Origin of the sequence: Wukongibacter baidiensis (genome assembly GCF_050888315.1) — a bacterium.
GTDB classification, from domain to species: Bacteria; Bacillota; Clostridia; order Peptostreptococcales; family Caminicellaceae; genus Wukongibacter; species Wukongibacter baidiensis.
Genome location: NZ_CP138202.1, coordinates 3,169,849 through 3,194,713 on the forward strand (window position 1 = coordinate 3,169,849; position 24,865 = coordinate 3,194,713).

The window sequence follows — 24,865 nt, forward strand, 5'->3', positions numbered from 1 at the left end:
TATCTATTGAACTTAAATGATATTCATTTCCTTACCCACTTTTTTATAAATCGCTAGGGTTTGGTCCAGCATATCGCGTGTATGTCCAGCAGAAGGCATGTTTCGTACTCTTCCCGTTTTCTTAGGAACAGTTGGAAACACAATTGACTTTGCATAAACACCCTCTTCTTTAAGTCGTTTACTGAATTCTTGAGTTAGGCTCTCATCACCAATAATACAAGGTGTTATTGGTGTTTCACTTTCGCCTATGTCAAAGCCCATATCCTTTAATCCCCTTTTTAAGTAATTGCCATTTTCCCACAATTGATCGTTCAATTTGCTATCTTCAGTTAAAATTTCTATTGCAGCTAAGCATGCTGCAGCTGCTCCCGGTGTAAGAGAAGTTGAAAATAGGAATGGTCTGCCCTTTACCTTCAGCCAATCGATAACACTCTGCTTACCTGCTACATATCCACCTACTACGCCAACGGCTTTAGAAAGAGTTCCTATTTGAAAATCAACTCTATCACTTAATCCAAAGTGTTTTATCGTTCCAGCTCCTTTTCCAAGGACTCCTGACCCGTGGGCATCATCAACATAGGTTATTAGATTATATTTTTCAGCGATTTCTACAATTTCAGGTAACTTTGCAATATCTCCATCCATTGAAAACACACCATCTGTAATAACCATAATTTTGTTGTATAAGCCTGATTCAACAGCTTCTTGTGCTTTCTTTTCTAAATCATCCATATCAGAGTGTGCAAATGGAATAATTTTTGCTCTTGATAGTCTACAGCCATCAATAATTGATGCATGGTTTAATTCATCAGATAAAATAGCATCGTTTTTGTCCATGATTCCTTGTATTGCTGCCATATTACAATTAAATCCTGACTGTAGTGCAATTGCTGCCTCGGTTCCTTTAAACTGAGCTAATTTTTTCTCAAGTTCATCATGAATATCTAAGGTTCCATTTATTGTACGAACCGCTCCTGCACCTACTCCGTATTTGTTTACAGCATTAACAAAGGCATTTTTCATTTTCGGGTGTGTTGCTAACCCTAAATAATTATTAGATGATAGATTAATAAGTTTCTTACCTTCGATTTCAATTATAGGTCCATTGGGTCCTTGGATAATATCAATCGAGTTGTATAAACCTTTCTCTTTAAGTTCATTTAAACTATTCTTGATAAACTCTTCTAATCCAATTTTCACCTAAACTCCTCCTAATCTAAATCAATATAAATAAATCGAAATTTTTTAAGTTCAATTTTTAACTTCTTATACACTTCAACTTCTAACACACATTGATCTCAAAATAACTTTTACATCAGCTTATATCTCAATATCCTCCTTATCTTCTATTTACGTCTATTAATTAGCAAGTATCGTACCAGAATAATTTCCGCTATTTCAAAGGTTTTCAAAATGATATTACATATTTAAGCTTTCAAATTGAAAGACAACATTACAATTTGCATTCGTATATGTTATAAACATTCAGTACATTTTTAAAGTAAGGATCATTTGGCATACTGCTATATATTAAGCAAAAGGTTTGTACTATTTTTATGCTATAATGTTAGTAACTTCTTAATCATTACACTTATTTGCTTCAGCTTCTCTACAATCTCAAATAATCAATAATTCTCATAAACCATAACAATTAGATTAAATAATAATAACTAATTAGAAACTTTTACTTTAGTTTTCTATGTCAATAATGCTCTTTGTGAATTTGTTTTTGGCGATACTATATTCTGAAAGGGAGAATATTTATGACTACAATGCAACAAATAGAATCTTTTATACAAAATGTAGCTGAAGCTATTGCAGCAGTCATTGATATAGAGGTTACAGTCGTTGATGATAATTTTACTAGAATAGTTGGTACGGGAATGCACCGTGATATGGTAGGTCAGAAAATCACATCGGGATCAATCGCTTGGCAAGTTTTCGAATCTGGAAAATTAATTGTTGTTGAGGAGCCAAGGAAGGATGAAAAATGCCGTAGATGTACAATAAAAGACACATGTAACGAATATGCTGAAATTTTATATCCTATCATTATGAATAACAAGGTAATTGGTGTTATCGGACTAATTGCATTTTCAGATGCTCAAAAGGAACGTTTAATGAGTAACAAACATTATTTAAATCCATTTATCGATAAAATGGCTTCTCTAATATGTAGTAAACTTTCGGAGCTTGAGAAAACAAATCAAATCCACAGTCTAAATAATGAGCTTGAAAAAATTGTTGATAACATCGACAAAGCCATAATTGCTACCGATCGTCAATTAAATATAAGGTATATTAATAATCGGTTAAAGGAATATTTTAATTTTCATCATATACAGAATAGACATATTAGCTCAATATTAGATTCACAGGATTTTCTAGAGCATTTTGATAAAGAAAAATCCTTAAAGGATTATATTTACATTAACTCTAGTGAACATTTCTTGATAAACTCCTACGAGCTTGGCAAAAACAATTTCTTAGATAATGTTAATTATTTGTTTATAATAAGGAAAGTTAGCGATATTCAGGAAAAAGAATATAGGACAAGGGCCAATATTCTGCAGAGAGGACATATAGCCAAGTGGCACTTTGATCATATTATTTCTAGTGGCATGAAAATGAAGTCTCTAGTGGAAGAAGCAAAGCATTACTCCCAAGCTAATTCCACTGTAACAATTATTGGCGAAAGTGGTACTGGGAAAGAGATCATTGCTCAGTGTATCCATAATTACAGTAGACGAAAACAGAAACCCTTTGTCGCTATTAACTGTGCAGCAATTCCTGAAAATTTATTAGAAAGCATTTTGTTTGGGTATGCACCAGGTGCTTTCACAGGTGCCAATAAGCAAGGAAAGGCAGGATTATTTGAGTTAGCTCATACCGGTACCATTTTCCTTGACGAAATCGGAGATATGAATTTCTCCCTACAAGCCCATCTTCTAAGGGTTTTAGAAGAAAAAGAAATTTTGCGTGTAGGTGGAGATAAGGTTATTCCCGTAGATGTACGAATAATAACTGCTACAAATAGGATTTTAGAGGAAGATGTACAGAATGGAAAGTTTAGAGAAGATTTATTTTACAGGTTAAATGTCTTAAATATTCATATCCCTCCTTTGAGAGAAAGAAAGGATGAAATACCGATATTTGCACAACAATTTCTTGATGATTTCGCTAATGAATATGAGCTAAATGAGATTCAGCTAGATTCGGACTTAATTGAATTATTGTGTGAATATGACTGGCCGGGAAATATTAGGCAATTACGTAACATCATGGAACGAATTGCTATAAAGTCAAGATATCAAAAATTAGATAAATATATGATTGAGAATACTTTATATAAAAAGAGAAAAAGTGAGTTATATGTAGGAGAAAGTATTGATATTGACTTTACAGGAAATTTTAAAGATGTAGAACGACAGATTATTAAACAGGTTATGTCAAAATCAAAAAATTTAGATGAGGTGTCAGAAAAGTTAGGCCTCAGTAAAACAACAATATGGAGACGACTACAGAACGAATAAAATGATCCTTTGCACAATAAAAAAACAGAGAAAATTCAGTACTGCTTTCCTAAGACTATTAACGTTTTAGGAATACCATACCGAATTTTCTCTGTTTTCAATTGCAATATTCGATTCGCTTTTTATCCATTAAAAATATTTCTTGTTTAACTGAAATTATTAGGCTGCTTTATCAACCTTTTCAATCGTAAATCCTAGGTATCCATATATCATTGAAATTATTGGATTTATTAGGCATAGGAAGCAGAACGGAACATAAGTCCACGGTGCTAAACCTAAGGTTGCCATAACATATGCTCCACCAGTGTTCCATGGTACCAATGGTGCAACTAATGTTCCAGAATCCTCAAGTACTCTTGAAAGGTTTTTAGGATGTAATCCTCTTTCATCAAATGCATCCTTGTACATTCTACCCGGTATAACGATAGATAAATATTGATCGGATGCAATGAAATTCATTGAAATACACGTAAGTACAGCAGCTGAAATTAAACTACCATCATCCTTAGTATAAGACAATATTTTTTTAGCTATTGCATGCAACATACCTGACTTTTCCATTATTCCCCCATACATCATTGCACAAAGAATTAGTGAGACAGTCCAAAGCATTCCTTGCATTCCACCTCTAGATAATAATTTATCTACTACCTTAACTCCCACATTTGATGTGAAACCATTGTTTGCAACATTTAATATTTCCCCAACGCTTGCGCCTTGGAAAATGTATGCAAAGACTCCGCCTATAACAACCCCACCAAATAGACCAGGGATTGCAGGAATTTTCTTTATTACTAAAATGATAACGAACACAGGTGCAAGCAATAAAAGAGGAGTTACATTAAAGGTTGAAGTTATACCATTTAATAAAATATCAATACCTTCTTGGTTAAGTGCTTGTCCTGCATATTTCATTCCTAATATTCCAAATAGAATTAAGGATATTATATAACTTGGACCAGTCGTAAATATCATATGTTTAATATGTTCAAATAAATCACAGCCCGCCATAGCCGGTGCTAGATTTGTAGTATCGGAAAGCGGAGACATTTTATCACCAAAATACGCACCTGAAATAATTGCTCCTGCAATCATTGGAACAGGCACACCCAAACCTTGGCCTACTCCCATAAGGGCAATACCTACTGTGGCACAAGTAGTCCAAGAACTACCAGTTGCAAGGGAAACAATTGAACATATTATTAATGTTGCAATTAAGAATATCCCTGGAGATAATATCTTAAGTCCATAATATATCATCGTTGGTACAACTCCAGCTAACATCCAAGTCCCAACTACCATACCAATTATTAATAAAATTAGAACTGCACTCATAGCCACCTTAATAGATTCAAGAATACCTTCTTCCAATTCTGACCACTCATATCCTAAATATTTTATAGCTATAAATCCCGCAAACATTGCTGAAACTACCATCGCTATTTGAGCTTCTCCTAAATCAAATACTAGAAGAGAAAGAACTAAAGAAATTAATAAGAAAGCAACTGGAATTAACGCAATCTTAAAGGGTACCTCTTTGTATTTTTTTTCCATTAACTTTTACCTCCTATAAATTTTATGTTAGCCAATATGAGCTTAAAAGTTCTTCATTTTCACGAATCCTATCTGCCTCCTTTTTCCTACTCCTGTACATAAGAATAGCTTATAAGCTTTAAACTTCTTATCAGACTGATAGTAAACATTTAAGCAAGTATTGTACCAGAATTCTAAATGGCTATTTTAGAGGCTTTCAATAATTTTATCTTATTAAGTTGATTTCAATGTGAAAACTACATTTGCAAATTGAAATATTGATTATTAATATTTAAGATTGGATTATATTATCTAGAGCTGAAAATTTATAAATCAATAACTAAGATTACTGCTATAACAATAATTATATTAGTATTTTGAAAGAATTTATAGCTATCATTAAATGGAAATAATCAATAAACTACTTAACTACTAAATACTTACAGGAGTTCAATTTAGGACGAAGAAAAGGATACCTGTCATACTTAGGTATCCTTTTTCCGTAACTTATCAATTTGAATTTCAATCCTAGAACTCAGCAGTCTTTGGAGTTCTTGGGAAAGGTATAACGTCTCTTATGTTTGCTATTCCTGTCATATACATAATAGCTCTTTCAAATCCAAGACCATACCCAGCGTGCTTAACTCCACCATATTTTCTTAAGTCTAAGTACCACCAGTAATCGTCCTTGCTAAGATCCATTTCTTCCATTCTCTTCTCAAGTACATCTTGTCTTTCTTCTCTCTGACTTCCTCCAATAAGTTCTCCAACACCAGGAACTAGTAAGTCCATAGCCGCTACAGTCTTATTGTCATCGTTCATTCTCATATAGAATGCCTTAATATCCTTTGGATAGTCAGTTACAAATACAGGCTTTCCATATACTTCTTCTGATATATATCTTTCATGCTCAGTTTGAAGGTCACAGCCCCAATGTACCGGGTATTCAAACTCTTTATCAGCCTTCTCTAGAAGTTCAATAGCTTCTGTATAAGTAATTCTAGCAAAGTCAGAGTTTACAACGTTGTTTAGTCTATCTAATAATCCCTTGTCAACAAATTTGTTAAAGAACTCAATCTCTTCTGGAGCATTCTCCATAACATACTTAATCATAAATTTAAGCATATCCTCTGCAAGATCCATATTGTCATTTAAATCAGCAAAAGCTATTTCTGGCTCCATCATCCAGAATTCTGAAGCATGTCTTGTAGTGTTAGAATTTTCAGCTCTAAAGGTTGGACCAAAGGTGTATATATTTCTAAATGCAAGGGCATAAGCTTCACCTTGTAATTGTCCACTTACTGTTAGATTTGTTTCCTTACCAAAGAAGTCATCGCTGAAGTCTATGTTACCTTCTTCAGTCTTTGGTATATTGTGAAAGTCAAGGGTTGATACTTTAAACATTTCCCCTGCACCTTCGCAGTCACTTCCTGTAATTATTGGAGTATGAACATATACAAAGCCTCTGTCGTTGAAAAATTTATGGATTGCATACGAAGTAAGGGAACGTACTCTAAATACAGCAGAAAATGCATTACTACGTGGTCTTAAGTGAGCAATTGATCTTAAAAACTCAAAGCTGTGTCTCTTCTTTTGAAGTGGATAATCCCTATCGGAATCTGCTTCTAAAGTCACTTTAGTCGCTTTTATTTCAAATGGTTGCTTTGCGCCTGGTGTAGCAACTAGAGTTCCTTCTACTACAACAGCCGATGCTATTGTAAATTTAGATATCTCCTTAAAGTTTTCAAGGTTCTCTTCAAAAACTACCTGAACATTCTTAAAGAAGCTTCCGTCATTCAATTCAATAAAACCAAAGGCCTTTGATGCTCTTAGGGTTCTAACCCAACCAGAAACAGTTATAGTTTTATCTACATACTTTTCTGTGTTTCTGTAAATGTCTTTAACTAATACAGCTTTCACTTTTCTTCCTCCTCTTTATTATCTAAAAAATTTTTAAAATATTTTTTTGTATTAAAAAAAGTCCTTCATCTCCTAATACTAGGGACGAAAGACTTATTATTCGCGGTACCACCCTTATTGCCATAAATTAGATATAAAACTTCGTGTTATATAGGACTATATCTATAATATGACCAACTCAAACTAGCACATTAATTATGCTATCCAATATTAACGGTTTGGCTCCGTCTAAGCCTACTCTTAATAGTAAATTTCGGTTAGAAACTCCGAGATGTTCTTCAATAGAGGTTTCGTACCAGGCTCCCACCATTCCCAGCTCGCTTAGGACTACATCCTGTATCTACTCTTCTCTTCATAGTCTTTTACTTTTTACTTTTGTTATGGCTATTATAATATTTTACAATTAATATGTCAAAGTCTTTTCATTATTCTTTGCAAAAATATTATTTATCATACTAAATTTGTGTATAGAGATTTAAGTGAATGCTTGGTTTTACGCTACAAATGCATTATATATAGCTCTTATGGCTTTTTCAAGATCTTTATCTTCTATTCCTGTAATTATATTCATTTCGCTTGAGCCTTGATCTATCATACGAATATTTATTCCTGCCTCTCCAAGGGCTGTGAAAAGCTTCGCAGCTATACCTGGTGTATAAGCCATACTCTTTCCAACCGTTGCTACTAAGGCCATATTAGTATAAACATTTATAGTGTTAGGGTTACATTTATTATTTATTTCATCGATAATTATATTAAGCTTGTTCTCTAATTGTGAGTTTGCAATAACTATTGAAACCGTGTCTATTCCCGAAGGTATATGTTCAATCGTAATATTGTTCATTTCGAGGATAGAAAGAAGCTTTCTAATAAAACCAACCTCTGAATTCATATGGTTTTTGTGTATTGCTATAACAGTAAAATCCTTCTTTCCTGCTATTCCAGTTACAATGTTTTCATTTTCTTTATCATCAATATCATCCGTAATGATTGTTCCTGTATTCTCAGGTTCATTGGTATTTCTAATATTTATTGGTATTCCTATTTCACGTACTGGGAAGATAGCTTCCTCATGAAGTACAGAAGCCCCCATATATGATAACTCCCTTAGTTCCCTATACGTTATTCTTTTTATCGGTTTAGGATTCTCTACAATACGAGGATCAGACATAAGAAATCCCGATACATCAGTCCAGTTTTCATAAACCTCTGCCTCAGCAACCCTGGCTACTATTGCACCAGTGATATCGGAGCCACCTCTTGAAAAGATCTTAACCTTACCATCGGTATTACACCCATAAAATCCTGGTATTACTGCTTTATTATGGTCAGATATTTTTTTTGATAGCATCTTCTTGGTTTTATCCCAGTCTATTGATCCATTATTATTGAAAAAAATTATTTCTTTAGCGTCTATAAAGTCATAATTTAAAAACTTAGCCATTATTAAACCATTTAAATACTCTCCTCTGCTGGCTAAGTAATCAATTGAAACATTCTTAGTTATCTTTGATTTTACTTCATCTAGATATGGCTGTATATCTAGATCGATTTCAAGCTCCTTAATTATTTCTAAATAACGTTCGGATATAATATCAAACACTTGGTCAAAGGGTACAGAATATTTTATATGAGCATGACATAGATAAAGTAAATCCGTCACTTTATTGTCATCACTATGACGCTTTCCAGGTGCAGACACAACAACATATCTGCGCTTTTCATCAGCCTCAACAATTGCCTTTACCTTCCTAAATTGATTAGCATCTGCTACAGACGTTCCCCCGAACTTTAATACCTTTATATTTCCCATGATTCTCCTCCTAGAACTTTAATTTATATTATTATATTTGAATTTTTAACAATATTCATTGCTTAAAATGCTTAAAATATTGCAAAAACTGCTTTCGTATATAAATGCAAAATTAGAAAAATCTTTTATAAATATAAAAAAGCAAGAATAGTGAAATTATTCTTGCTCTTTATTATACTAGATTCGATTTTCACTTCCAACCACTAATTCCCATAAAAGAATTTTTTTACGGAAAAATTAATACTTATGCATCACTCTTTATTATTTAGTAAATATATATGGATCTTTGCTCCATTGTTTTAAAAGGTCTAATTCTTCTTCCTTTACGTATCCCATTTCCATCGCTATAGGTAGTAATACATCATAATTCGTTAATGTTCTGTATTCTACAGCCTCTGCACTAAATAGATCTTCTACCTTCTTGAAGTTATAGCTAAATATTGCTACCACTCCGATAACATCAGCGCCTGCCTCTTGAAGGGCCTTTACAGCCTTCATTGAGCTTCCACCGGTTGAAAGTAAATCCTCTATAAGTACTACCTTTTTTCCTTCAAACAATCTACCTTCGATTTGATTCTGCTTTCCATGTCCCTTAGCTGAGCTTCTAACGTATACCATAGGTAGTTCCATCTTTTGTGAAACCCATGCTGCATGAGGAATACCAGCCGTTGCTGTTCCCGCTACAATTCCTGCCTCAGGAAATTCCTTTTCTATTACTTCCTTGAAGCCCTCAGCTACTAGATCTCTTACTTCAGGATAACTCATGGTAAGTCTATTATCACAGTATATAGGCGATTTTATGCCCGATGCCCATGTAAATAGATTTGAAGTATCCTTAATTGCAACGGCTTGAATCTCAAGTAGCTTTTTTGCGATTTCCTTTGATATTTTCATATTCATCACCCCATAAAATTTATATATTTTATATGTTACATATATTTATAACTTCTAAATCTTTCATTTTTATATCTTTCTTTATTATATCAATAATTGCTGCCAGTGTATCTAGGGAAGTTAGGCAGCACACTTTCTTTTCAACTGCTCTTCTTCTTATTTTAAAACCATCGGTTCTGGAGTTTCGTCCCTTAGTCGGTATATTTACCACTAGATCTATTTCACCTTCATCTATTAGATCTATAAGACATAAGCCCTCTTCTCCAATTTTGCTTACCTTGGTTGAGACAATATCATTATCATCCAAGAATTTTCCCGTTCCTCCCGTTGCAAAGAACTCAAATCCTAGTTCTTTTAAATCCTTAGCTATAGGTAGAAACTCTTCCTTATAGTTGTCGGAAACACTTATAATTACTTTTCCACCTCTAGGTATGTTGATGTTTGCTCCCATAAGACCCTTGTATAAGGCGATGTCTAAATCATCACCAACCCCTAGAACCTCTCCTGTAGACTTCATTTCAGGCCCAAGAGCTATCTCTGTATCTGGAAGCTTTTCCATTGAGAATACCGGTACTTTAACGGCTTTAATCTTTTTACTCTTATTAAGACCAGTTCCAAATCCTAGATCCTTCAATTTCTTTCCTAGCATAACCTTAGTTGCAAGGCTTATCATAGGTATTCCAGTTACCTTACTTATATATGGTACTGTTCTAGATGCCCTTGGATTAACCTCTATAACATATAGGCTTCCTTCATATAGTACATATTGGATATTTATCAATCCCTTAACTTCCAGAGCCTTTGCTAGTTTATAGGAATACTCCACTATTTTTTTCTCTATCTCATCACATATATTTTCTGCTGGGTAGATTGATATACTATCTCCAGAATGGACTCCTGCCCTTTCCAGGTGCTCCATAATCCCTGGTATCAATATATCTTCTCCATCACAGATTGCATCAACCTCTATTTCAAGTCCCATCATGTACTTATCTATTAGGACTGGGTTCTTCTTATCCCTCTCAAAGGCACCCTTTAAGTATTTTTCTAGTTCCTCTTTATTATAGGCTATTTCCATGCCCATACCTCCAAGGACATAGCTCGGTCTTATAAGTACTGGATATCCAAGCTCCTCTGCTGCTTCTAATCCTTCACATAATGTCATCACGCCTTTACCCTTTGGTCTTTCTATATTTAACTGCTCTAGTAGCTGTTCAAATTTTTCTCTATCCTCCGAGGTATCTATACTCTCTGAGGATGAGCCTAGGATTGGTACTCCCATTTTATCCAGAAACTGTGCAAGCTTTATTGAGGTTTGACCTCCGTACTGAAGTATAACTCCCTTAGGCTTTTCTTTTTCTATAATATTCAGTACATCTTCTTCTGTTAGAGGCTCGAAATACAGTTTATCTGAGGTATCGAAGTCTGTACTTACTGTTTCAGGGTTGTTATTAACTATAATGGATTCTATTCCTTCTTCCTTAAGAGCTAGTACCCCATGTACCGAGCAATAGTCAAACTCAATTCCCTGTCCTATTCTTATAGGTCCAGAGCCTATTACCATAACCTTATCCTTCGTTGAGACCTCTACCTCATCCACAGTATCATAGGTCGAGTAGTAATATGGCGATGTCGCTTCAAACTCTCCTCCACATGTATCAACCATCTTGTATACTGCTTCTATATTATATTTCTTTCTTAATTTATATACTTCCATACCATTAGAGTTTGTTAGGCTTCCGATACCCTTATCTGAGAAACCCTTTTTCTTAAGTACTGTCATAGTATTTTTATCTATACTATTTACATCCTTATTTCGTATTTCCTCTTCTAAATCGATTATATTTTTAATCTTATCCAGATAGAATTTATCTATTCCAGTCATCAGTGATATTTCCTTTATCTGTGTACCCCTTCTAAACATCTCGGCGATATAGAATAATCTTTCATCATCACCAAGCTGTATTTTTGCCTCAAGCTCCTCTGGAGATACTTCTTTTAAATCTTCATTGCATAAATTGTATTGGCCTATCTCTAGGGATCTTACACCTTTTAAAAGGGCACTTTCAAAGTTATTTGCTATGGCCATAACCTCTCCTGTTGCCATCATCTTTGTCCCAAGGGCTCTATTTCCAGTTTTGAATTTATCAAAGGGCCACTTAGGTATCTTAACTACACAATAGTCTAATGTAGGCTCAAAACAAGCGAAGGTCTTTCCTGTAACATCATTTTTTATCTCATCTAGGTTATATCCTATAGCTATTTTAGCTGCTACCTTTGCTATAGGGTATCCTGTGGCCTTTGACGCTAAGGCCGATGATCTACTAACCCTTGGATTTACCTCTATAACATGGTAGTTAAAGCTGTTTGGATCAAGGGCAAACTGAACATTACAGCCTCCTCTAATATTTAAGGCACTTATTATTTTTATGGATGCATTTCTAAGCATCTGATATTCCTTGTCGCTGAGGGTCTGTGATGGGGCTACAACTATACTGTCTCCGGTATGAACTCCTACGGGATCAATGTTTTCCATATTACACACGGTAATAGTATTACCCTTATTGTCCCTCATCATCTCATATTCGATTTCCTTCCAGCCCTTTACACTCTTTTCTATAAGTACTTGGCCTACCATACTATACTTTAGACCCTTGGCTGCAATTTCCTTTAACTCTTCTAGATCATTGGCGATTCCTCCACCGCTTCCGCCCATGGTGAAGGCAGGTCTAACAACCAGTGGAAATCCTAATATTTCACTATACTCTATGGCCTCTTCCATACTATTTACTATCTGGCTTTCTATAACTGGTTCACCGATCTCTTCCATGAGCTCTTTGAATTTCTCTCTGTCCTCTGCCTTATCTATTGCCTCTACATCGGTACCTAAAAGCTTTAAACCGTACTTTTGTATTATTCCCTTTTTATAAAGTTCCACTGCTAGGTTTAGAGCTATTTGTCCTCCCATGCCTGCAACTATGCTATCGGGCTTTTCCTTAATAATGATCTTTTCTATAACTTCTGCATTAAGTGGTTCTATATATACTGCATCGGCAATCTCCTTATCTGTCATTATCGTCGCCGGATTACTATTTATAAGTACAACCTCTATTCCTTCTTCCTTAAGAACCTTACAGGCCTGTGTTCCCGAGTAATCGAATTCTGCGGCCTGACCTATAATAATTGGTCCAGACCCTATTACCAATGCCTTTTTTATATCTATAGCCATGACTTTTTCCTCCCTACAACATTTTTAAAAATTCTTCAAATAGGTAAGCTGTATCTTGAGGTCCAGGTGAAGCCTCAGGATGGAATTGAACACTGAATAGTGGTAAATTTTTATGCCTAATTCCCTCGATACTTCCATCGTTCAGGTTTACATGGGTTATCTCTATTTCTTCTTTGTCTAAACTGTCCTCTTCTACTACGTAGCCATGGTTTTGTGACGTTATATACACTCTATCTTTAAGTAGATCTTTTACAGGATGATTAGTTCCCCTGTGTCCGTATTTTAGTCTTGTAGTTTTTCCTCCAAGAGCTAAAGATATCAGTTGATGTCCTAGACATATACCGAATATAGGTTTTTTCCCTATCAATTCCTTTACATTTCCTATTATCTCAGTAAGTTCTGCAGGATCACCAGGTCCATTTGATAAGAATATTCCATCTGGATTATCCTCTAGAATCTTTTCTGCTGAGGTAGTTGCTGGATAAACTGTCAGTTCTATATTTCTCTTTATTAGAGAGTCTAATATGTTTTTCTTTATACCATAATCTAATACGGCCACCTTTGGAAGTACAGGCTTCAAAGTGTATGGGTATGCAGTAGTTACCTTATCTACTGCCCTATGATTATCAAACTTCTCTATTTCCTTTTGGCAGGCACTCTCATCTATTTCTCCAATTACTATCTTCCCAGCCATTGTCCCCTTATCTCTTAGAAATTTAGTTAAGGCTCTGGTATCCACACCCTTTAGACCCACAATCTTGTTTTTTGAGAGATATTCATCTAATGTTTCAGTTCCTCTCCAGTTTGAATAGTTTTCGTATATTTCTCTAACTATGAACCCCTTAACCTTTGGACTAAAGGATTCCATATCATCGTCATTTACTCCGTAGTTTCCAATCAAAGGATATGTCATTACTACAATCTGACCGTAATATGAAGGATCCGTTAGTATCTCCTGATAACCTGTCATCCCCGTATTGAATACTACCTCTCCTACGGTTTCACTATGGTATCCGAAAATTTCTCCTTCAAATATAGTTCCATCCTCAAACAACAGCTGTCCTTTCATTACTTACCTCCTTAAATTTTATCTAGGAAAATCAACTCTAAGTTAGTCAATCTGCATATATACTTATAAGCATGTATAAATATCACTTTTATACTAAAAAGGGTAGAATTTATTCAATATGAATAATTTCCACCCGCGAAGCAAACGTATGAATATTTAATATTTTCAATGAATATTTATACATTCATGCCCAAAAAATTTTCTTGTTTTCGAACCTTGCTGGCCTCACGGGACCTAACTTAAAGGTATATTTAGTTTTTCCTTTTATCTATGCTATCATATAAGAATATTAATGTCAATAAAAAATTATGTTTTTAATAATGCATATTTTTGCATCTTTAATAGATGCTAAAATCTAATTTTACCAAATAAGAAAGAGTCAAAACCAACTCTTTTAACTGGTCTTGACTCTTTTTTTATCTTTAAGAAAAATACTTTTTAAATTATTTTAATCCACCCTCTGAATACTTATTACCTGCATTCCATAATAAATACTCTTTAACTCCATTATCTTCTAAAGCCTTTATTTGAGCTCTAACTTCTTTATCTCCATACCTTATATATCCCTTTACCCAAGTAGCTGTAAAGTCCTGAATCCAAGGTCTTATTATGGCTGGAGTTTCTAGAGTGTTATTTCTAGCTACAGCATCTCTTGTTCCAATATTTATTGTTTCATATGGGAATGCATCAGGTACTGACAAACCATATACTCCATTTCCATAGTGGCTTGGGTACATCATTGGAGATACATAATCAACTATGTTGCTTACACCTTCCCAATATTGTCCGATTCCCATATCATCGGCAACTGAACCAACTAACCCGTATATATCTGCAGATATATAAACTTTAAGTGGAGAAAGATTTTCTCTTGCATATTTTAAGTATCTCTGAACGGCTACTGGCTTTGACTCTCCAAGTTCATTTCTATAGTCTAGAAACTTATCAAGCTTTCCACCGTTTGAAGCTGGGAATCTAACATAATCAAATTGTATTTCATTAAATCCAACCTTTGCTGCTTCCTTTGATACTTCAATATTGTATTCCCATAGCTGTCTATCATGGGCAGATACCCAAATAAGTCCATCTCTATTTGCATAAGGCTTTCCATTGTTCTTATATACTATAGCCTTATCAGGGTGTGCCTTAGCATATTTAGGATCTTTAAAGGAAACTATTCTTGCTATCGCATATATATTGTTATCCTTTAGTTTTTTCATAAAGGCCTCTATATCCTTGATAGGAGCCTTTCTATTTGCTTCTGGAGAATATTTCTCAGCTGCATCAGTTTTAAACAGCATGTTTCCATTATCATCCTTAACATCGATAACAAATGCATTTATATTGGTATTCTTTGCTAACTCGATAAGATTGTCAAGTCTTTTCCCTGCAGCAGAATGAACAGTAACGTATACACCCTTAACTTCAACCCTTGGATTTTCAGGATATTCTATCTTTTCTTGTGCTGTTAAATCTAAGTCTTTATATCCTTCACCTAAAAGGTCCATTCTATCTGTAACTGTATATTTGGCTGAAATCCATCCTTCATTGTTTCCTTCAGCATTATCAAACTCAATCTTTAGCCACTCAACTTCGCCTGCTTCATTTGACTGCCTGTCCAAAATCTCTACAGCAGCTCCTTTTATAACAGCTCCAATTTTCTTTCCTTCTTTACTTGCTTCAGATCTAACGTTTAACTTGCTGGCGCTTATATAAACTATGTTTTCATTTTTCTTAGTTTCATCTACTTGATTGTCTTCGTTGTTTTGTTCTTCTTGTTGTTGATTGTCCTCACTATTTGTTTCTTCTTCCTTGGCTGGTTCGTCTCCTGTATTATTCTCATTACTATCTACAACCTTAATGTCTTCATCGCCCGATGTAGATTGATCTTTTTTACTACAACCAGATAAACCAACGGTAACTAAAATAATCGCTACTAAAACCATTATTGATATTCTTCTCAGCATTCTGCCACCCTTTCTTATTACGACTAAGAAAATTGCATAGTTAGATTATGGTAGTTTCTTCAAATAAGTCTATCGATATCTACCAATATGCAAGCCTGTACAATTTTCTGAACTAAATATAATTATACCATGATTATTACTCACTTTGCATTAGTAATTCGCATGTAATATTTGTTATGCGAACAAATGAGTCTCTCGACGCATTTTAGGTTACTAATAACCCCTGACTAATCAAGAAAACTGGGGCTGACTCAAAGCCTTTTATGAGTTCAACCCCAGGGTGTTTAAGATTAGCTCTTACTCTATAACTATAACCGCACTTTTACCGATTTCTACCCAATCATATAAAAATTTAGCATGACTTGAGTAGTTTCTTACACATTTATGGGAGCGAGGAACAGTCCCTATTGTATATAGGTACTCCTTGATACCAGGATCTATCATCTCTTTCTTTTCCTCTTCTCCTTCCCCTTCTACTTTAATTTCAAAGTTTACAGGTACTCCGTGGATATATGCTCCACCGTTAAATCTTATGGCATAAGGGGCATATCCCGATATTTCCCTTGTTTCATCATCAAGGTATAAGAATCTGTCCCTTGTTTGTATTGCCATGTAATATCCAAGTGAAGTCTCTTCCTTATATTCTGCCTTTTCACCGGTAGTTGCAAATATATAAGATATAAGATTCCATTTACCATCTCTATACTCAAAAACACCTTCATTCTGATTTTTTCTATCTACTACAACTACCTTAGTAAGTTCCTTGATTGAATGCCAAGATGTTATGAACTTTCTAGGTACCCAGTACTCACCTTCAAAGTTAAGGGTTCTAATTTTATAGAATTTATCGTTCTTATCAAGGATTGTTACCAATGTTCCATCGGATATATATCTAAATTCCGAGCTCGTCTTAGCTTCAGTATATGCTGGAGCCGCTTGATATCTCTTTATACCATATTTATCCTCTACTGCACCATTGTATAGGGGTGCAATTCCATTTCTATTTTTGTAGTTAGATACATAGGCAGTAGAATTATTATCAACTTCTTTTTTAAGGGCCGTTATGGATTCTTTCATTTTATCAAATTGAAAACTTCTAGGCTGACCCAAAGCACCAAATGCATATCCATACTCTACTTTATCTTTATTTTTCCAAAAAACCTTATACCATGTATCACTATTATATCTATTAAGGTGCTGACCCTTTACAGCTTGAACTAGATTTAGCTTTTCATATACGCCAGCCTTTCTTACCACCTTAGACCCTGTCGTAGGTTTTTCTCTAACATTTATGTTAGCACCTAGTACAAGGAAATAGTCATAGCTTGTATGATATCTATCATATTTTATGTCTAGATTGATATCTTCTGGTAATTGGGTATTAAACTCTTTTACAACAGGATACTCCCCTTGAGGTTTCGCTGGTTCTTGAGGCTGAGTCGGTTCCTGTGGCTCCTCTGGTTCTTGAGGCTCTACAGGGTCCTCTATTCCTTCTTGTATCTCTTCTTCCACCTCTTCTTGAGGTACTAATGTATCTTCCTCTGTCTTATGTTCTTCCTCTGCCATCTCTGTTAACTCTTCATCTTCCTCCAAATCCGAGGCATTTACATCCTCTTCAATATCACCCGGAGTACTACCCTCATTATCATGAGCTAGATTTTCCTTTTCATTATCAACGGGTAAGGAGTTATCGACGTGAACAGGCTGGGGCTGAGAGCATCCACTTACTATGAGTGCTATCATAATAAACCATAATAATATTCCTTTTTTCATAAAACGTCTCCCCTTCTAATACTTCTCATACTTCTACTATAAATACATTTCAGGTACTTTGCATTGGTAATTTTTCTCTTAGTTACTAATAATAATTTCGTGGGTATAATTCTAAACAAACTGTATGAAACTCATAATATTTATAGTAACCCATATTAAGTATAAATTGATTACAAACAATTTACAATTGCTTAACAAGATTTGACATAAAATATTAAGAAATTAAAAAGCTATGGCAGAACCATAGCTTTAGGCTTTTATATTTATAATTTAAATCAAATTAAACTCTATAATAGCCTGCAATAAAGAAATCTTCAGGTATATTATACTGCTTCTCAGGCTTTTCTAGCTTCCATCCTCCCGGAATCCCCATTTCATGACTCATTAATTCAAAGTATAGCATTGCTATTCCAGCTTCAATTCTTGCAACTTTTTCACTAACCTTTTCATCCTTAGCAACAGCTAAAATCACCTTGCCTCCATCGATTATAAACTTCCATGGCTGTCTATTTCCCCAGGATGGAGCTAATCTCATGTAGTAAAATACATCAGCCATACCTCTATTTTCCAAGTCCTCAATAGTTGTCTGTGTTCCCCATTCCTTTAGGTAAACAATGTCTTCTATAGATTTTCTTTCGCTTACGGGTTTATCTGAATATTTGATATCTATATTAGGGTATCCAAACTCAGTCAGTGGAGAAATACTTTTTCCTTTATTGCTAAATATCCCAGAAACCTTGTTTTCATTTTTAGGATATCCAATGGCAAGCAGTCCTACGATTTCTCCTTCTTTTTTAATGTTTAGAGCTTCCTTTACTTGATCTACATTTTCTGAAACCTCAATCCAACAGGTTCCCAATCCTAAATCCGTAGCCCTCAAAACAATGCTTTCTCCAAAATATCCTGAGTTCTCTAGGTATCCATCCTTAGTTTCTGAAACAATATAGAAATAATGCGGAGCCTTAATAACCTTACCGAAATATCCAACAAGACCATCTAACTTTTTATAGGCCTCTTCTCCATCCTCAATCAATTGAAAGTCTAGCTCTATATCTTCTTGAAGTCTTCTTTTATTACTCAAAGCCGCTAGTAAATCCTCCAATAAGTTCTTCTCCACCTTCTTGTCTTTGTATTCCCTTACCGATCTTCTATCCTTGATAATCTTGTTCAATTTCATAGTTAAAGCCTCCTAACTCCTTTTTACTATATAAATTTGATACAACTATCCAAACTTATTTCATCATATATTTATATATACACTATTATTCCCAAAATAAAACTTTATTTCATTAATTTTTCCTCAATAAAAAAAATAACTCCATCTAGAAGTTATTTTTTAAGTCTTGAACTTTATTCTTCAAATTTATTAGTCAATGTGCCTATCTTTTCTATGTAGCATTCAACCATATCTCCTGGTTTTAAAAACTTAAATGGTTTAAATCCAAGTCCAACTCCAGCTGGAGTTCCTGTTATAATTACATCCCCTGCCTTAAGCTTCATGCCCTTTGATAAGTCGCTAATAATGTATGGTATATCAAATATTAGCTGCTTGGTATTGGAGTTTTGCCTCACTTCCTCATTTACTTTACATCTAATATCGAGCTCTACTGGAAATGGGATTATACTTTTATAAGCAATGTATGGTCCCATTGGACAATGGGTTTCAAGACTCTTACCTCTAAACCATTGACCATGCTTTCTCTGGATATTCCTAGCAGATATATCATTTACGATGGTATATCCAAATATATAATCCTCTGCTTCCTCTTTCTTAATATTAATTCCATCCTTGCCAATAATAAGGGCAAGCTCTACCTCATAGTCAACCATATCCGTTACCTCTGAATGATTTAAGATAATGTCCCCATCTCCTATTGCCGGACTTGCAATCTTTGAAAAATATATTGGAAACTTAGGTATCTCCTCTGTTCCTCCCGGTAAGCCCTGAGTTTCTTTAGCATGATCAAGATAGTTCTTACCAAGACAAATAATATTTCTCTTTGGATATGGTATAGGGGCACAAAGCTTTATATCACTTTGAGGTATTCCTTTAAGATCATTCTCCTCAAGGATTATCTCTATTTCTTTAATTCTATTATCATCAGAAGTCTCAATAAACTGAATCATATTGTCTGGACAATCACCATCGATGAACTCAAATATCTCTTTCATTGGAATAACTTTATTTTCTTCCTTTAAGATGACCCCTATATTTTGAGCTTTATCATATTCGTAGGTTGCAAAATACATAGATATTCTCATCTCCTTTCAAACCCACACTATTTCTTATATTCTTTTAAATTTCTATATACTCTCTCCAAATCCTTCTATATTTATTTGTTAAATTGGGTATTTATTAAAATATATACTATTTTGATTGGAGTGATTGATTATGAAAATAAGTTTTTTAGGCGCAGCTAATGGTGTAACGGGTTCGAACTATTTGGTAACTACTAATAAATATAAATTTTTGATAGATTGCGGACAGTTTCAAGGCAGCAAAGAACTAGAAAAACTTAATTATGATAACTTTAACTTCAATCCCTCAGAAATAGATTTTATGATACTAAGCCATGCCCATGTAGATCATAGCGGTAGGATTCCAAAGCTTGTTAAGGATGGTTTCTCAAAGAAAATATACTGTACAAGTGCAACCCGTGATTTATCTGATATACTGCTTAGGGATAGTGGTCACATACATGAAATGGAGACAGAATGGGAAAATCGGAAAAGAATGAGGGCTGGACTTGATAAAATAAAACCTTTATATACATCTGAAGATGCTTTAATGGCTATGCAGTATTTTAATCCTATTTCCTATAATGAAATTATAGATGTTAATGACTCTATCAAACTGCGTTTTAGAGACGCCGGGCATCTCCTAGGTTCTACAATAGTAGAATTATGGATTAAAGATGGAGACGAGGAAAAGAAACTGGTCTTTTCAGGAGACTTAGGGGTTAAGGATAGACCAATATTGAAGGACCCAGAGTATATAGAAGAAGCCGATTATTTGATAATAGAATCTACCTACGGAAATAAGCTTCATGAAAATCCAAAGGAAAGAATAACAAAGCTCGTGGATATTATATTAGAAACTACAAGGCGAGGTGGCAACGTTATAATCCCTTCCTTTGCAGTTGGTAGAACCCAAGAGATTATATATGAACTAAATAAATATTATGATGACGAAGAAAAGTATAAGAATTTTATCAATATCCCTGTTTATGTAGATAGTCCTTTAGCCACCTCAGCCACGGAAATATTTAAGAAGCATATTGACTTTTTTGACGAGGAAGCCAAGGATTACTTTTTAAGGGGCGATGATCCCCTTGATTTTAAAAGTCTTGAATTTACCACTAACTTCTTACAGTCCAAGAGAATTAATAACTCTTCTGGCCCTAAGATAATAATATCTTCAAGTGGAATGTGTGAAGCCGGAAGGATAAAGCATCACCTTAAGCATAATCTATGGAAGGAAAAAACAAGTGTTATTTTTGTTGGGTATCAAGCCGATGGCACCCTGGGTAGAAGGCTAAAGGATGGGGCTAAGATGGTTACTATATTTAATGAGAAAATCAAGGTAAATGCACAGATACATTCTATAGATGGATTTTCTGGTCATGCAGATATGAATGATCTAATTGACTGGATAAATCATTTCACTAAAAAGCCTAAAAAGGTATTTATAGTTCACGGTGAGGAGGAGTCTTCAAGCCACTTGAGTAATCTCATTGTTGAAAAGTTTGGACTTGAGACAATAATTCCTAATATCAATGAAAGTGTTGAATTTTAAAATATGTGTTTTCTATGTTGTAGATGTGTGATAGCGAGGTTAAACTAACTCAAGTAGGCTCTGAGAATCCTTTTTGCTCATGCTATGAACCTGTTTTAAATTGAAGAGTAGAGATTAAAACAGATTCAAATCAAAGTCCTAAATAAAGATTCAAAAGGAAGACTTTGATGAAACACATAACGAAAATTATAAAGTGATCTAGAAATTAAGAGGTTTATAATTTCCTATGTGTTATAAAAATCGCTAAAAGGAAACCTCAGAGCCTACTTTCGTTTATAAAATTTCTGATTCACACATCTTACTAATGGCTTTATAATTTAATCTTTAAAATCTTAATGATAAAAACCTTAACCCTGTATAGTTTTTCCTCCTTAAACTACACAGGGTTTTTGTTTTACTTAATTATTGACATTGAAAGATGATCCCATTATAATACATGCACCTTAAGGAAGTATCAAATCCAATTAACTCATGAGTTAATCAAAATGTAAGGAGGAGTGAATTTGAGCTTTAGAATCTTATCTGCAACCTTTAAAAGAAATTTCATTATCCAAGTGCGGGCATATCCTATTGAATTTTTCATTGGTAATCTTTTAGGAGGTCTATATACCATACTGTCAGCCTATTTCATGTATAATCTTCTATTTAAAGGCAGTATAGATACATCCTTTGTCGGATTTACTGGCACGTCAGACTATATGTCATATGTAATTCTTGGGGCCTCTATGTACCTATTTATCGTACGAACTCTGCTCAATGTTAGTAGGAGCCTTATTACAGAAGCTAGAACCGGTACCTTGGAAAGTCTTATGTTGGCTCCCTTTGATAGATTTGGATATTTTATTGGAAATATGCTTCAGCAAACTATAACGACAAGTATAGAGTTTTTCATATCTATCTTGATAGGTATACCTTTCGGTTTGAATATTTCTAATGTCAATATATCTTCTACTTTATTGGCTGCTTTTATTTCTCTAGTGGCTTTTTTCGGTATGTCTATTCTACTTGCAAGTATAATGCTTTATTTTAGGGATACTTATATATCTCAGAATACATTGTTTTTATGCATTTTTCTCATATGTGGGATTACTTTTCCTATAGAATACCTACCGACTTGGGTACAGTCTATATCAAAGTATATTCCCGTCACAACTTCTCTAAGGCTAATTAGAAATAGTTCCATACTTGGTTTAGGTATAGAATCACAGCTCGATGATTTCATACGGCTGTCAATACTTGCAATCATATACTTAATCTTCGGTTTTATATTTATAAAAAAAGTCGAGAAAATATCTCTTGAAAAAACTTATATTTAGGAGGGCTTTATAATGCTTATAACTGAAAATCTTGGTAAAGTCTATAAAAGTAAGATCAGAAAAGGCTTGTTTCAGAGTGAAAGGGTAGAAATCGACGCTGTGAAATCCTTAAATCTAGAGCTACGCGAAGGGCAAATAGTCGGCCTTCTTGGAATAAATGGTGCAGGAAAGACAACGTCCATTAAGATGCTCTCTACTTTACTTGAACCAACTAAAGGCAGAGGGGAAATAGACGGTCTAGACCTCGTCAAAGATGAAAAAAGGATTAAAAAAATGATCAATATGATAGCCGGTGGTGAAAGGATGATCTATTGGAGGTTGACTGCTAAGGAAAATCTCTGGTATTACGGCAATCTTTATGATGTTCCAAAGGATATTTTGAAGAAGAGAATTGATGAGCTTTTATCCTTGGTAGGATTGACAGAAGCTAAAGATACTCCAGTAGAACGATATTCTAAGGGAATGAAGCAAAGACTGCAAATTGCTAGAGGCTTAATAAATAATCCTAACTATATTTTTATGGATGAACCAACATTAGGTCTCGATGCGCCCATTGCAAAGGAGTTAAGGGATTACGCTAGAAGGTTAGCCTACGATGAGGACCGAGCAATTCTACTTACCTCTCACTATATGCATGAAGTTGAAGAGTTATGTGAATACATATATGTATTGGATAAAGGTGCTTTAATAGCAGAGGGTACCCCTGCCCAGCTTGCAAGTATTGCATCTACAGAAAAGGTTTTAAGGGTTGAACTAAATAGACTCTCAAAACCCACTCAAAATTCCTTAGATTTACTATGTCAGAAGGCAGGAGCAACGCTTGAAATACTAAACAATAACACATCGGTAGAATTAGTTATAAAGTCCATAGATGATATCAGCTCAGAGATTGCGGCAACACTTTCAACTCATCATGCTCCTATTAGAAGCTTCTATATTGATAAGCCTAAGCTTGAAGATGCTATCATTAAGCTTTCAAGGAGGAATTAATATGTTTAAATATTTTGGAAGGGTTATTATTTCCGAGGCCTTTAAGCAGCATAAAAATTATTTCCATAGTAAGGTTATCTATTTTACCATGCTTCTATGGCCTATTTTACTTTTTCTGACGGCATACTATACCTACAAACCCTTTAGGCTTGAGGCTGCCACAAAGCATATTTCCTATTTAAGTGAAGAAAATCTTATAACCTTTATCCTTATTGGCTATGTGGCTCAAATGTTCTTTAGGTCATTTGTTCAGTCTGCGTGGTTTTTTTCCTTTGAAAGAATCTATGGGACACTAGAGCTTATTTATCTTTCTCCTGCAAATAGACTGGCATTAGTCTTTGGAAATGCTTTATCCTCCCTCTTACAAAATGTTTGGCTATTTGTAGTTTTTTCTGTAGGGATCGTTATTGTTTTAAAGAACATTATTTTTCCTGGACTTCTAATGACCTTGGTTGGTGTACTCGCTCTTTTTATTCCATCTATAATGTGGGGTGGACTACTAAATTCAATGTTCCTATTTTCGAGGGATACAAGAATATTGTTTACTGTGCTAGAAGAACCTATGGAACTTTTTGGCGGGGTAAAGATACCCGTATCAATTTTTCCTTTCTGGGCAAAGGGCATAAGTTATATCTTTCCCCTTACCCATTCTATAAAGATACTAAGGCGTATATTTCTTAAGGGAGAGTCTTTAATCGAACTAATTCCTATTCTTTCCTTTGTGCTTTGTTTGTCTTTATTTATGCTACTATTGACCATGGTTCTCTTAAAGCTCGGAGAGAGATATGCGAAAAGAACAGGTAATATGGCTTTATTTTAAAGGAGACTATACAGTTTTGTAGAATTACAAAACACTGAGACTGTTGACAAACCCGAATTTCTTCGTTATTGCTTCAATCAAGAACCCTTACGTATGTCTGTATACGCTGCGGTCTCTTGATTTCAGCACGCCTCGAACTTCAGATTTCTCAACAGCCTATCATTTTGTTGACTTTGTCAACAATCTGAATTACAAAACACTATAACCCTTTT

General features: G+C 34.5%; 16 protein-coding genes and 1 other annotated feature. Of the genes, 5 read left to right on the forward strand and 11 right to left on the reverse strand.

Annotated elements, in window-relative coordinates:
• Positions 1 to 12 precede the first annotated feature (12 nt).
• Entirely contained in the window at positions 13 to 1,194 is a 1,182-nt protein-coding gene (locus R9X47_RS14390; protein WP_432667636.1) for a glycine C-acetyltransferase, read from the reverse strand.
• A gap of 569 nt (positions 1,195 to 1,763) precedes the next feature.
• Here R9X47_RS14390 and R9X47_RS14395 point away from each other — a divergent pair.
• Complete coding sequence (locus tag R9X47_RS14395; protein ID WP_432667550.1) at positions 1,764 to 3,533, forward strand: sigma 54-interacting transcriptional regulator; 1,770 nt, start codon at positions 1,764 to 1,766, stop codon at positions 3,531 to 3,533.
• 159 nt (positions 3,534 to 3,692) lie between these two features.
• On the opposite strand, the gene nhaC is transcribed toward R9X47_RS14395, so the two are convergent.
• The 10 genes from nhaC to R9X47_RS14445 form a co-directional block, all read right to left on the reverse strand.
• Complete coding sequence (gene nhaC, locus R9X47_RS14400) at positions 3,693 to 5,087, reverse strand: Na+/H+ antiporter NhaC (RefSeq protein ID WP_432667551.1); 1,395 nt, start codon at positions 5,085 to 5,087, stop codon at positions 3,693 to 3,695.
• A 507-nt stretch (positions 5,088 to 5,594) separates the two neighbouring features.
• A complete protein-coding gene (gene asnS / locus R9X47_RS14405) occupies positions 5,595 to 6,986 on the reverse strand; it encodes an asparagine--tRNA ligase (protein WP_432667552.1) in 1,392 nt (463 codons plus the stop codon).
• Between the two features lie 77 nt (positions 6,987 to 7,063).
• Positions 7,064 to 7,351: a binding site (T-box leader), on the reverse strand.
• 128 nt (positions 7,352 to 7,479) lie between these two features.
• The gene (locus tag R9X47_RS14410) at positions 7,480 to 8,799 is read right to left on the reverse strand and encodes an aspartate kinase (protein ID WP_432667554.1); all 1,320 of its coding nucleotides are present in this window, start codon (positions 8,797 to 8,799) and stop codon (positions 7,480 to 7,482) included.
• A gap of 261 nt (positions 8,800 to 9,060) precedes the next feature.
• Positions 9,061 to 9,693 (reverse strand): orotate phosphoribosyltransferase, encoded by a 633-nt coding sequence (gene pyrE / locus R9X47_RS14415; RefSeq protein WP_432667555.1) that lies wholly within the window; start codon positions 9,691 to 9,693, stop codon positions 9,061 to 9,063.
• A gap of 28 nt (positions 9,694 to 9,721) precedes the next feature.
• On the reverse strand, positions 9,722 to 12,922 hold the full coding sequence (gene carB, locus R9X47_RS14420) for a carbamoyl-phosphate synthase large subunit (RefSeq protein ID WP_432667556.1): 3,201 nt from the start codon (positions 12,920 to 12,922) through the stop codon (positions 9,722 to 9,724).
• Positions 12,923 to 12,935: 13 nt separating this feature from the next.
• Positions 12,936 to 13,991: a glutamine-hydrolyzing carbamoyl-phosphate synthase small subunit gene (carA, locus tag R9X47_RS14425; RefSeq protein ID WP_432667557.1), complete on the reverse strand. Its 1,056-nt coding sequence runs from the start codon at positions 13,989 to 13,991 to the stop codon at positions 12,936 to 12,938.
• 443 nt (positions 13,992 to 14,434) lie between these two features.
• The gene (locus R9X47_RS14430; RefSeq protein WP_432667558.1) at positions 14,435 to 15,958 is read right to left on the reverse strand and encodes a putative glycoside hydrolase; all 1,524 of its coding nucleotides are present in this window, start codon (positions 15,956 to 15,958) and stop codon (positions 14,435 to 14,437) included.
• 297 nt (positions 15,959 to 16,255) lie between these two features.
• On the reverse strand, positions 16,256 to 17,731 hold the full coding sequence (locus tag R9X47_RS14435; protein WP_432667559.1) for a L,D-transpeptidase family protein: 1,476 nt from the start codon (positions 17,729 to 17,731) through the stop codon (positions 16,256 to 16,258).
• 280 nt (positions 17,732 to 18,011) lie between these two features.
• Positions 18,012 to 18,908 carry a nitroreductase family protein gene (locus R9X47_RS14440; RefSeq protein ID WP_432667560.1) on the reverse strand — a complete coding sequence of 299 codons (897 nt, stop codon included), beginning with the start codon at positions 18,906 to 18,908 and terminating at the stop codon, positions 18,012 to 18,014.
• Between the two features lie 173 nt (positions 18,909 to 19,081).
• The gene (locus tag R9X47_RS14445; RefSeq protein ID WP_432667561.1) at positions 19,082 to 19,981 is read right to left on the reverse strand and encodes a fumarylacetoacetate hydrolase family protein; all 900 of its coding nucleotides are present in this window, start codon (positions 19,979 to 19,981) and stop codon (positions 19,082 to 19,084) included.
• Between the two features lie 142 nt (positions 19,982 to 20,123).
• Here R9X47_RS14445 and R9X47_RS14450 point away from each other — a divergent pair, with 142 nt between their 5' ends.
• The 4 genes from R9X47_RS14450 to R9X47_RS14465 all read left to right on the forward strand — a co-directional run bounded on the left by R9X47_RS14450 (position 20,124) and on the right by R9X47_RS14465 (position 24,653).
• The gene (locus R9X47_RS14450; RefSeq protein WP_432667562.1) at positions 20,124 to 21,527 is read left to right on the forward strand and encodes an MBL fold metallo-hydrolase RNA specificity domain-containing protein; all 1,404 of its coding nucleotides are present in this window, start codon (positions 20,124 to 20,126) and stop codon (positions 21,525 to 21,527) included.
• A 503-nt stretch (positions 21,528 to 22,030) separates the two neighbouring features.
• Positions 22,031 to 22,843, forward strand: a complete 813-nt coding sequence (locus tag R9X47_RS14455; protein WP_432661758.1) for an ABC transporter permease — start codon at positions 22,031 to 22,033, stop codon at positions 22,841 to 22,843.
• A 12-nt stretch (positions 22,844 to 22,855) separates the two neighbouring features.
• Complete coding sequence (locus R9X47_RS14460) at positions 22,856 to 23,833, forward strand: ABC transporter ATP-binding protein (RefSeq protein WP_432661760.1); 978 nt, start codon at positions 22,856 to 22,858, stop codon at positions 23,831 to 23,833.
• A gap of 1 nt (position 23,834) precedes the next feature.
• Positions 23,835 to 24,653 (forward strand): ABC transporter permease, encoded by an 819-nt coding sequence (locus R9X47_RS14465; protein ID WP_432661762.1) that lies wholly within the window; start codon positions 23,835 to 23,837, stop codon positions 24,651 to 24,653.
• Positions 24,654 to 24,865 lie beyond the last annotated feature (212 nt).

Bases quoted from the DNA above. Each gene is read 5' to 3' on its own strand.
- R9X47_RS14395 (WP_432667550.1), top strand. From the start codon at position 1,764: ATGACTACAATGCAACAAATAGAATCTTTTATACAAAATGTAGCTGAA.
- nhaC (WP_432667551.1), bottom strand. From the start codon at position 5,087: ATGGAAAAAAAATACAAAGAGGTACCCTTTAAGATTGCGTTAATTCCA.
- R9X47_RS14410 (WP_432667554.1), bottom strand. From the start codon at position 8,799: ATGGGAAATATAAAGGTATTAAAGTTCGGGGGAACGTCTGTAGCAGAT.
- pyrE (WP_432667555.1), bottom strand. From the start codon at position 9,693: ATGAAAATATCAAAGGAAATCGCAAAAAAGCTACTTGAGATTCAAGCC.
- carB (WP_432667556.1), bottom strand. From the start codon at position 12,922: ATGGCTATAGATATAAAAAAGGCATTGGTAATAGGGTCTGGACCAATT.
- carA (WP_432667557.1), bottom strand. From the start codon at position 13,991: ATGAAAGGACAGCTGTTGTTTGAGGATGGAACTATATTTGAAGGAGAA.
- R9X47_RS14430 (WP_432667558.1), bottom strand. From the start codon at position 15,958: ATGCTGAGAAGAATATCAATAATGGTTTTAGTAGCGATTATTTTAGTT.
- R9X47_RS14435 (WP_432667559.1), bottom strand. From the start codon at position 17,731: ATGAAAAAAGGAATATTATTATGGTTTATTATGATAGCACTCATAGTA.
- R9X47_RS14440 (WP_432667560.1), bottom strand. From the start codon at position 18,908: ATGAAATTGAACAAGATTATCAAGGATAGAAGATCGGTAAGGGAATAC.
- R9X47_RS14445 (WP_432667561.1), bottom strand. From the start codon at position 19,981: ATGTATTTTGCAACCTACGAATATGATAAAGCTCAAAATATAGGGGTC.
- R9X47_RS14450 (WP_432667562.1), top strand. From the start codon at position 20,124: ATGAAAATAAGTTTTTTAGGCGCAGCTAATGGTGTAACGGGTTCGAAC.
- R9X47_RS14460 (WP_432661760.1), top strand. From the start codon at position 22,856: ATGCTTATAACTGAAAATCTTGGTAAAGTCTATAAAAGTAAGATCAGA.
- R9X47_RS14465 (WP_432661762.1), top strand. From the start codon at position 23,835: ATGTTTAAATATTTTGGAAGGGTTATTATTTCCGAGGCCTTTAAGCAG.